Source organism: Bathymodiolus platifrons methanotrophic gill symbiont (genome assembly GCF_002189065.1).
In the GTDB taxonomy this organism is placed as follows: domain Bacteria; phylum Pseudomonadota; class Gammaproteobacteria; order Methylococcales; family Methylomonadaceae; genus Methyloprofundus.
Genome location: NZ_BDMN01000082.1, coordinates 1 through 9,225, shown reverse-complemented (window position 1 = coordinate 9,225; position 9,225 = coordinate 1). Strand labels below are relative to the sequence as shown.

At 39.5% G+C, this 9,225-nt stretch carries 9 protein-coding genes and 1 pseudogene; all 10 read left to right on the top strand.

Annotation, left to right across the window (positions count from 1 at the left end):
- Positions 1–333 (top strand): ISAzo13-like element transposase-related protein (locus CDZ78_RS05660; protein WP_444979195.1); only part of this gene is annotated, 333 nt, incomplete at its 5' end.
- A gap of 211 nt (positions 334–544) precedes the next feature.
- Positions 545–1,552 (top strand): 23S rRNA pseudouridine(2605) synthase RluB, encoded by a 1,008-nt coding sequence (rluB, locus tag CDZ78_RS05655; protein ID WP_373862438.1) that lies wholly within the window; start codon positions 545–547, stop codon positions 1,550–1,552.
- 249 nt (positions 1,553–1,801) lie between these two features.
- The gene (locus CDZ78_RS05650) at positions 1,802–2,770 is read left to right on the top strand and encodes an FAD-binding oxidoreductase (protein ID WP_087869128.1); all 969 of its coding nucleotides are present in this window, start codon (positions 1,802–1,804) and stop codon (positions 2,768–2,770) included.
- Between the two features lie 64 nt (positions 2,771–2,834).
- Complete coding sequence (locus tag CDZ78_RS05645; RefSeq protein WP_087869127.1) at positions 2,835–3,017, top strand: AAA family ATPase; 183 nt, start codon at positions 2,835–2,837, stop codon at positions 3,015–3,017.
- 29 nt (positions 3,018–3,046) lie between these two features.
- A pseudogene (locus tag CDZ78_RS05640) lies at positions 3,047–3,364 on the top strand (ISL3 family transposase); the annotation flags it as partial.
- A gap of 26 nt (positions 3,365–3,390) precedes the next feature.
- Positions 3,391–4,155: an AAA family ATPase gene (locus CDZ78_RS05635; RefSeq protein WP_087869126.1), complete on the top strand. Its 765-nt coding sequence runs from the start codon at positions 3,391–3,393 to the stop codon at positions 4,153–4,155.
- Positions 4,148–4,282, top strand: a complete 135-nt coding sequence (locus CDZ78_RS23575; RefSeq protein ID WP_280175544.1) for a hypothetical protein — start codon at positions 4,148–4,150, stop codon at positions 4,280–4,282. Before CDZ78_RS05635 ends, CDZ78_RS23575 begins: the two co-directional genes overlap by 8 nt.
- A complete protein-coding gene (locus tag CDZ78_RS05630; RefSeq protein WP_230990540.1) occupies positions 4,267–4,788 on the top strand; it encodes a DUF3226 domain-containing protein in 522 nt (173 codons plus the stop codon). The genes CDZ78_RS23575 and CDZ78_RS05630 overlap by 16 nt, the downstream gene beginning before the upstream one ends.
- A 142-nt stretch (positions 4,789–4,930) precedes the next feature.
- A complete protein-coding gene (hrpA, locus tag CDZ78_RS05625) occupies positions 4,931–8,833 on the top strand; it encodes an ATP-dependent RNA helicase HrpA (RefSeq protein ID WP_087869125.1) in 3,903 nt (1,300 codons plus the stop codon).
- A 208-nt stretch (positions 8,834–9,041) separates the two neighbouring features.
- Positions 9,042–9,225, top strand: a 184-nt coding sequence (tnpA, locus tag CDZ78_RS24480; RefSeq protein ID WP_444979194.1) for an IS66 family insertion sequence element accessory protein TnpA, incomplete at its 3' end; no start/stop codon positions are given.

The window sequence follows — 9,225 nt, the reverse complement described above, 5'->3', positions numbered from 1 at the left end:
AAAGAAGATTTACAAAAGACTGCGAATGCACTTGGATTGGAAATTAGGATTGCCCACTATCCTCCTTATACCTCCAAGTATAATCCCATTGAACATCGTTTTTTTCCTCATGTGACTCGTGCTTGTGAAGGTGTTGTATTTGACTCGGTTGAAACAGTTAAAACATTGATTTCTAGAACATCAACGTCAAAAGGACTAACAACAATTGTTCACATACTCGACAAAATATACGAGACAGGACGAAAATATGCCGCTGACTTCAAAGAAATAATGCCGATTGTATTTGATACACATTTACCAAAATGGAATTACCGTGCAATTCCTCAAGAATAATTAATATCGGGAAGTTGTTTCGTGCTTATTCCTAAACAAATAAATCGTATGATTCACCTTATTTGATATGGTGTTATCATAATATCTGAATACGCCACCTAGGATAAATTAAATCATAGAGGGTATATCTTTTTCCTGGCAGGTTCTCAATACACTGATAATCTCTAGTAAGAAGTCTAATTTTAAACTCTAATCCAAAACAGAAGAATACGTGAAAACTCAAGCCCCCGTTATCAATATAAAACCTTATGTCAATGCTAAGGAGTCTGCTAGTGATACAACTCAGCCTAATGCAGAGATTAAAACAAAGAGTAATCTTGAGGGTGAGCGTATTCAAAAAGTATTAGCAAGAGGTGGCGTTGGCTCGCGACGCGAGGTTGAACGTTGGATAACTGAAGGGCTCCTGGTATTGAACGGGGAACCAGCTACGCTTGGCGATCGTCTTAAAGCTGGGGATAGTCTAATATTAAAAGGGCGTCCGTTAAAATGGGAGAAATTTGGAGTACAACCAACTCGTGTACTTATTTATCATAAGCCTACCGGCGAAGTCGTTACGCGCAATGATCCTGAAGACCGGCCTATTGTGTTTAAAAAACTGCCTAAGTTATTAGCAGGCCGATGGATTGCAGTAGGGCGCCTAGATATCAATACGCAAGGCCTATTGTTATTCACTAATAATGGCGAATTAGCAAACCGTTTAATGCATCCATCATCAGAAATTGATCGTGAATATGCGGTGCGTATTCTGGGGGAAGTCAGCGATGCGAACCTTACCCAACTAAAGCAGGGAGTGCAATTAGAAGATGGCCTGGCAAAATTTGATGATATACAGTTCAACGGTGGTGAAGGTGCTAATCGCTGGTATCATGTAACAGTGAAAGAAGGGCGTAACCGCCTTGTGCGTCGTTTATGGGAGGCGCTGGAATTTCAAGTTAGCCGTTTAATGCGTGTACGTTATGGACCTATCTTTTTACCAGATGGTCTGGGAGTCAGGCAAACTCATGAATTAACAGCAAAAGAGCTTGATGATTTATTAAGTTTTGTGGGCTTACCATCAGAAAGATTTGAACAGGCGACTAAGCCAAGGACAGCCACTAAATCAAAGCCAAGGGCGAAAGTGGCTATCAAGCAAAATAGCAGAGAAGCCAGACGACCACCAGCGCGTGGACGAGCGGATAAAAAAACTGCGTATGATAAAAACAAGCGGCCACGTAAGTGATTGATGAAGGTTAAGGTAGGAACTCCGTCTAAGGGATAGGCTTACTTTACAGTAAGGAGATAGAGGGTATACTATATTAGTTTTCCTGCATGTTTCTTTTGGATTTCTATTCAATAGATATTGAGGGAAACCGCTAACAAGCTGACTTTCATTGCATTTGTACTCTTCATGATAAATGCCATGATTTTGTCTGGAATGGATCTAATAGTTGATACAAACTATCAATAAATATCTAAAGTGGAATTTAAAATGACCAAATTAACACTGGGAGAAAAGGTATACACTTGTCAATCGGGCGAGTCGGTACTGGATACTCTGATAAGAGAAGAGGTTGATATCTCTTATGCCTGTCAAAAGGGCACCTGCCACAGTTGTATTTCTCGTAGTGTGAATCAGTCTCCTCCTGAAACAGCACAGAAAGGCCTGAAAGAGACACAGAAACTACAAAATTACTTTCTTGCCTGCTTATGTCATCCAGAACAGGATATGCAGATTAAAATACCTGATCAATCAGAGCTTTTTAGTCAGGGCAAAGTGGTTGTTAATGAGATGTTAAACCACAATACCCTGTTATTGAAGGTGCAGTGTCAGGACATACAGGAATATTTTGCTGGACAATTTGTAAATTTACAACGTGATGATGGCTTGATCCGTAGTTATTCCATTGCCAATGTACCACAGCAAGATGGGATTTTAGAGTTTCATATACGCCGGTTAGCTAATGGTCAATTTAGTGAATGGCTACATGATGAAATACGAATAGGGGATAATATTGCAGTTTCCGAGCCACAGGGACACTGTTTTTATATTCCTGAGCGTGCTGAGCAGGGGTTATTGTTAGTAGGTACAGGAACAGGCCTTGCTCCCTTGGCTGGAATTCTGGACGATGCTTTAAAACAAGGGCACACAGGGCCAGTCGTGCTATTTCATGGATCTAGTAGTGTCGAAGACCTATATCGAATCGATGAATTACGTGAATTTTCCGAGAAATATACTAATTTTTCTTATTTTCCCTGTGTTTCTGGCGAAAATGTTCCCGAGAGCTTTACGGCAGGAAGAGCAGATAAAGCGGCCTTGGCGCATATGGATGACTGGAAGGGCTGGCGGGTATTTTTATGTGGTCATCCTGATATGGTTGGTTCAATGAAAATGGAAGCTTTTATGAATGGTGTAGATATGGGGGACATTTTTACCGATGCCTTTGTGGCAGCAGGGTAGCGTAAATAGTGTTTTTATCCTAATAATTAAGTTGTTAGCTGCATATTTTAAGCAATAGAAAACAATGAATACACATTTTATACAAGACATACAGATTAAAGGTTTTAAATGTTTTGCCGACTTTAAAGCACAAGGATTTATGCAGGTCAATCTGATTGGTGGCAAGAATAATGTAGGTAAAACGGCTTTTCTGGAAGCTTGTTTTGTTAATGTGTCTGCGCAAGATATTAAAAATGGCTCTATGTGAATCCTAGTGGGTAGTGCGATAATAATACCATGAATAATGAATCTTTATTTAGTATGGCTTTAGGCTTACAATCGCCTTGGAAAGTGGAAGAAATTATCTTTTCAAACGACAATATTTTAGAACAGAATGAACTTCATTTGCAGATAGGTTTTGAACCAGGCGCCCGTTTTGCTGATGAATCGGGGGTTCTCTGCCCAGTGCATGATACAGTCGATCGGCAATGGCAACACTTGAGCTTCTTTGAGCATTCTTGCTATCTACATTGCTCTGTTCCTCGCATCACAACAACGGACGGGAAAGTTCGTACTGTAGAAGTCCCTTGGGCTCGCCCCGGCAGTGGTTTCACTTAAGGTAAGAGTTTGATGGCAATGGGATGGAAAAACTTGAACATCGAGTGTTAGGTGATATTGAGAGAAATATACAACAGTTTATTGAACAAAGTAATGGTATTTTTGTACGGTCAAATATCAATACATGTTCTTATCAGATAGAAAATAAAGAAGGAATCAAAAAATATTTTTTTAGCTTTAATAATGAGTCTATAGGAATTAATGTTAATGAATTTTCATTTGAATTAAGTGATATGGAAAAAATTCATTTTATTGATAATTTTGGCTTGTCAAATAGTCATGTTATTAATTATTACTCCTCCCTACAAAAGAAAGATGCCGAAGCTTCACTAAATATTATCTTAAATGAATTCGATTCCAGTATAGAAGTATTTAAAATCATTGATGAAAAACCACAATGTAAAGTAAATGGGAAGTACCTGGAGTTGACTGAGTTAGGCGATGGTGTCAGGCATTTAGTCTCTATTGTCACTTCATTATATGCATCAGAAAATGGCTACTTATTTATTGATGAAATGGATAATGGTATTCACTATACTGTACTGGGTGAGCTTTGGAATGTTATTTTTACTTTATCTGCAAAACTTAATGTTCAGGTATTTGCCACGACACATTCTAAAGAATGTATCGAAGCCTTTAATCACGTACAGCATGATTTAGGTGATAAGCAGAGTGCTTACTTTGAAATGGCGAGAAACATAAAAACCGAGCAGATTTTTATGCGTGACTTAGATGACGAGCAACTTGCTTATGAACTGACCCATCAGGGAAAGTATCGCGGTGAGTAATCTATTAATTGTTGAAAGTGAAAATGACCAATATTTTATCGAAGCCTTAGTCGCCCATATCAGTGTCGAAATTAAGATCGATAGTCCAGTATGTTCAATTGATGAGTATGATTGTTTGGGTGGGTAGGCAAATTAGAAAACAAATTAAAATCACTTCGTAGTCAGGTAAAAAAAGACGGGATTGATAAAATAGGGGTTATTTTTGATGCGGATGAAGTAGGAATAGTTGCTAGAAGAACGCTTATTAAAGAACAAATAGCTTTGGTATTTGGTGAAAATCCTGATGTCGTGTTTAGTATTTTTATTTTAAATGTGGCAGGTAAGGGTGAATTGGAAACCTTGTTAAAAGCGATTAAGTGTAAAGACTCTCCTATGGCAGATTGCCTGGATGCATGGCAGGCATGTTTGCAGGATAATAAACTGAAACAAAAAGATTTTGACAAGTTTTGGATAAATATCTATCAACGTTATGATTGTTGCTCTAAGGATGAGAAAAAGCAAGCAGCGCGTAAGTGCAGTAATGAAGCTTCATTAAAAAATAAACGCATTTATGATTTTGATTATGATGTGCCTGAGTTGAATAAGCTGAAGGATTTCTTAATGGAATTGGGACGCAAGGAAGGAACTGAATGATATGTAAGTAACCCCCGTCTATTTCCCCCTTTTTATCATTCCTATGCTCCACGTAATGCAGTCAATGATGTTCAGTGTCACGGGATGCAGAGCGTCTTTAGATAAATTCCTACGCAGAGCGTGGGAACTATAAAAACACCCTATGTCCTCCCAAGAACTGATTCAACAAATCTCCAAAAATTTAGCAAAAACACTTAATAAAGACCGCCAGCCCATTAAACGACAACTCGATCGTTTACGTAATGAGTTAAGAAAAGGTACAAAGGTTAAGGAGCAACTGCTTAATCTGGAGCTAAAGCTTAAACAATCGATAGAAAAGCGTAATGCCCGTTTAGAGAGTTTTCCTGTTCTGGAATTTCCTGATTTACCCATTTCTGCTAAAAAAGATGAAATAGCAGAGTTAATAAAGCACAATCAAGTTATTATTCTTTGTGGTGAAACCGGTTCAGGAAAAACTACGCAATTACCCAAAATCTGTCTATCTATTGGGCGTGGTGCAGCTGGTTTAATTGGGCATACTCAACCTAGACGTATCGCAGCGCGCACAGTTGCTGACCGGATTGCCGAAGAATTGAAGCAACCTCTCGGTCAGGCGGTCGGCTATAAAGTGCGCTTTCATGATAAAACGCGTGAAACGTCATTAATTAAACTAATGACGGATGGGATTTTATTAGCCGAATCACAAAATGATCCTTACTTAAATCAATATGACACAATCATTATTGATGAAGCTCATGAGCGTAGTTTAAATATTGATTTTTTGCTCGGTTATATGCGCTGGTTATTACCGCGTCGCCCTGATCTTAAATTAATTATTACCTCGGCAACCATTGACCCGGAACGTTTTTCCGAACATTTTTTTAATGCACCGATTATCAATGTTTCAGGGCGTACTTACCCTGTAGAGATGCGTTATCGTCCGATAGAGCAGGATGAGGAAGAAGATGAAACCACTAAGGATGTGCAACAAGCTATCTTAGATACTGTGGATGAACTGCAGCATGATATTAGCGGCGATATATTGATTTTTCTTAGTGGTGAGCAAGATATACGTGAAACCAATGAATCTTTGACAAAACATAATCATGGTCGCTATGAAATATTACCCCTGTATTCAAAGCTGAGTGTTAGTGAACAAGAGCGGGTGTTTAAAACCAAAGCTGGCAAACGGCGGATTGTTTTAGCAACCAACGTCGCCGAAACATCGCTTACCGTACCGGGTATTCGTAGTGTCATTGATGTGGGTCATGCACGTATCAGTCGTTATAGTCATCGCAGTAAAATACAGCGTCTACCGATTGAGAAAGTTTCACAGGCCAGTGCTAATCAAAGGGCAGGGCGTTGTGGTCGAGTTGCAGACGGGATTTGTATTCGTTTATATTCTAATGATGATTATTTAAGTCGTCCTGAATTTACTGAACCGGAAATTAGGCGCACCAGTTTATCAGCCGTTATTCTGCAGATGGCAGCGCTAAAACTGGGTGATATACGTGACTTTCCTTTTGTCGAGCCACCCGAAGATAAAATGATTCGGGATGGTTTAAATTCCTTGCAGGAAGTCAATGCGCTGGATAAAGCAGGAAAACTAACGTCTGTGGGACAGAAATTAGCTAAACTCCCGGTTGATCCTAAATTAGCACGTATGTTGATTGCTGCCGATGAGATGTCCTGTCTTAGCGAAGTGGCTATTATTGTTTCTGGTTTAAGTATTCAGGACCCGCGTGAAAAACCAGCAGATAAAATGCAACAGGCAGATACTAAACACGCTGAATTTATTGCAGAAGGCTCGGATTTTCTCAGTTTTATCAATATCTGGAATACCTTTGAGGAGCGTAAAAAACATTTATCTAATAACCAGTTACGCAAGTGGTGTAAGCAGCATTTTCTTTCCTATGTACGTTTAAAAGAATGGCAGGATGTACATACGCAAATATTGCAGGTCATAAAAGGGGAATTAAAACTCAAATTGAATAGTACCGAAGCTTCATATGAAGCAGTGCATCAGGCGCTATTACCTGGATTATTATCCAATATTGGTTTTAAACATGAGCAATATGAATACCTAGGCGCACGTAACCTAAAGTTTTTTATTTTCCCCGGCTCTGGACAGCATAGGTTGCGTCCTAAATGGATCATGGCTGCTGAACAGGTAGAAACCAGTAAAGTCTATGGTCGTTGCGTGGCGAAAATTGAGCCACAATGGGTAGAGCGCTGTGCCGAGCATCTTGTCAAGAAAAACCACTTTGATCCGCATTGGGAGAAAAAAGCCGGACGTGGGGCTATTTTTGAACGTACTTTGCTGTTTGGTATTACTCTACAGGCGCGGCGTAAAATACCTTATGAACATGTGGATGCAAAAGCGGCACGTCAAATGTTTATTCGCCATGCTTTAGTTGAGCATGACTATCAAACTCGCGCGCCATTTTTTAAGGCGAACGAGAAGCTATTAGAAGAAGTTGGCTATATTCAGCACAAAGGACGGCGTGTTGATTTAATCGAAGATGAAGAATGGTTGTATGAATTTTATGATCAGAAGCTTCCCGATACGGTGGTTAACGGAGTCACTTTTGATCAATGGCGTAAAAAAGTAGAGCGCGAACAACCAAAGTTATTATTTTTAACCAAGGAAGACTTAACCCGCCAGGATGAAGGGCATATCAGTTCTTGGGAATACCCGGATGAGAAACAAATTGGCCGTTTAACCCTGCCTTTACAGTATCGATTTGAAATTGGTCATGAAGAAGATGGTGTTACGGTTGTTATTCCTGTCCATCAGTTAAATCAATTGACCGAGCAAGCCTTTGAATGGCTGGTTCCTGGCTTGTTACAGGAAAAACTAATCGCCTTGGTAAAAGGCTTACCTAAACAGTTACGTAAACACTTTGTCCCTGTTCCCAGTATGGTGGAACGCTGCCTGGAAGTGGAACCCGACGGCAAAGGCTCATTATATGAATGGCTAACCATGCGTTTACGCAAACTTACTGGGGAGTCCGTACCTTTAACATCATGGAATACCGAGCTGATCACCGATCATTTGCGTATGAATTTTCGAGTCATAGATGAGCAAGGTAAGCACTTGGATAATAGTCGTGATTTAAAAGCTTTACAGCGAAAATATAATGAAGCTGCAGGGGAGAGCTTTAATCAACTGGCAGAAGATGAATTAAATTATACGGGTTGTATCAAATGGGCATTCGGTGAGCTGCCTGAAGTTTATCAATTTGAACAAAACGGACAAAACTTTATTGGTTATCCAGCTATTATTGATGAAGGTGATGCGGTTGGAGTGCGTATTCTGGATACTCAGGAAAAATCTGATTTACAGCATGCGGCAGGTCTGTCACGCTTATTTCAGTTGCAGTTAAAAAAAGAAGCCAAATATATTATTAAAAACCTGCCGTTTTCACCCGAGTCTGAATTAGCTTATAACCGCTTGAGCAAACACCCTGATCTAAGTCGGGATATTATGTCTCAAAGTTATAAAGAAGACATGCTTGGTCTGGTTATTAGAACTGTTTTTGTTTTTGGGCATACGATACGCAGTGAGCAACAGTTTGAGCAATGCCTGAAAGATAATAAGTCGGAACTTATAAATACAGCTAATAAAATTGGCGGGCATGTTATTAAAGCTTTATCACTCTACACGCAAATCAAAAAGCAAGTTGATGGATTACCGCAACAGGATAAATCAGTCATTGATGTACAGCTTCAATTAGCTCGCTTGTGTTATCAAGGCTTTCTGATGACAACCGCTGATGACTATTTAAAACATTATCCGCGCTATCTTCAAGCGATAGAAATACGCTTACAAAACATGCTACATCAGGTTGATAAAGATCAGCAAAAAATGCAGGAAATAGCTAAATTCCAGCAATGGTACTGGCAAAGTATTGAAAAACGTCAGAAAGATGCAACGGTTAATCCTGAGCGGGAAGTATTTCGCTGGATGCTGGAGGAATTTAGAGTATCGTTGTTTGCCCAGCAATTAAAAACAGCCATGCCGGTATCGGCAAAAAGGCTAGAAAAAGCATGGAATAGCCTGTAGAGCGGACTTTAGTCCGCTATTTGCAATATAAACAGCGTTCATTATTTTTTTAGATATAACTTAGGGTAACTAGCCAGACTAAAGTCTATTAATGATTTGGCCCTTTTTTATGCTTAATATGGTACAACATAAACCTAATCCACAAGTGTCAGGAGACTGTAATGAAGTAAGCGTCAATTAAACCACACATTCTAAACCAACCTAAAAAATGGCAGACTATTGCTTCCAATTAACTCAGGAGGCATTAATGAGCCCATCTCAAAATAAATCGGCTATGCAAGACCCTATACCGCAATGGCAAGCCAGTAGCTTAACTCAGGTCGAGTATTGCAAAGCCCATGATATCAAGCCGCATATTTTCAGTTATTACAAAAAGCAATTCAGCTCAGCGA

Excerpts from the sequence above, each read along its gene's own strand:
- CDZ78_RS05645 (WP_087869127.1), top strand. The coding sequence starts at position 2,835 with ATGAATACACATTTTATACAAGACATACAGATTAAAGGTTTTAAATGT.
- CDZ78_RS05650 (WP_087869128.1), top strand. The coding sequence starts at position 1,802 with ATGACCAAATTAACACTGGGAGAAAAGGTATACACTTGTCAATCGGGC.
- hrpA (WP_087869125.1), top strand. The coding sequence starts at position 4,931 with ATGTCCTCCCAAGAACTGATTCAACAAATCTCCAAAAATTTAGCAAAA.
- CDZ78_RS05635 (WP_087869126.1), top strand. The coding sequence starts at position 3,391 with ATGGAAAAACTTGAACATCGAGTGTTAGGTGATATTGAGAGAAATATA.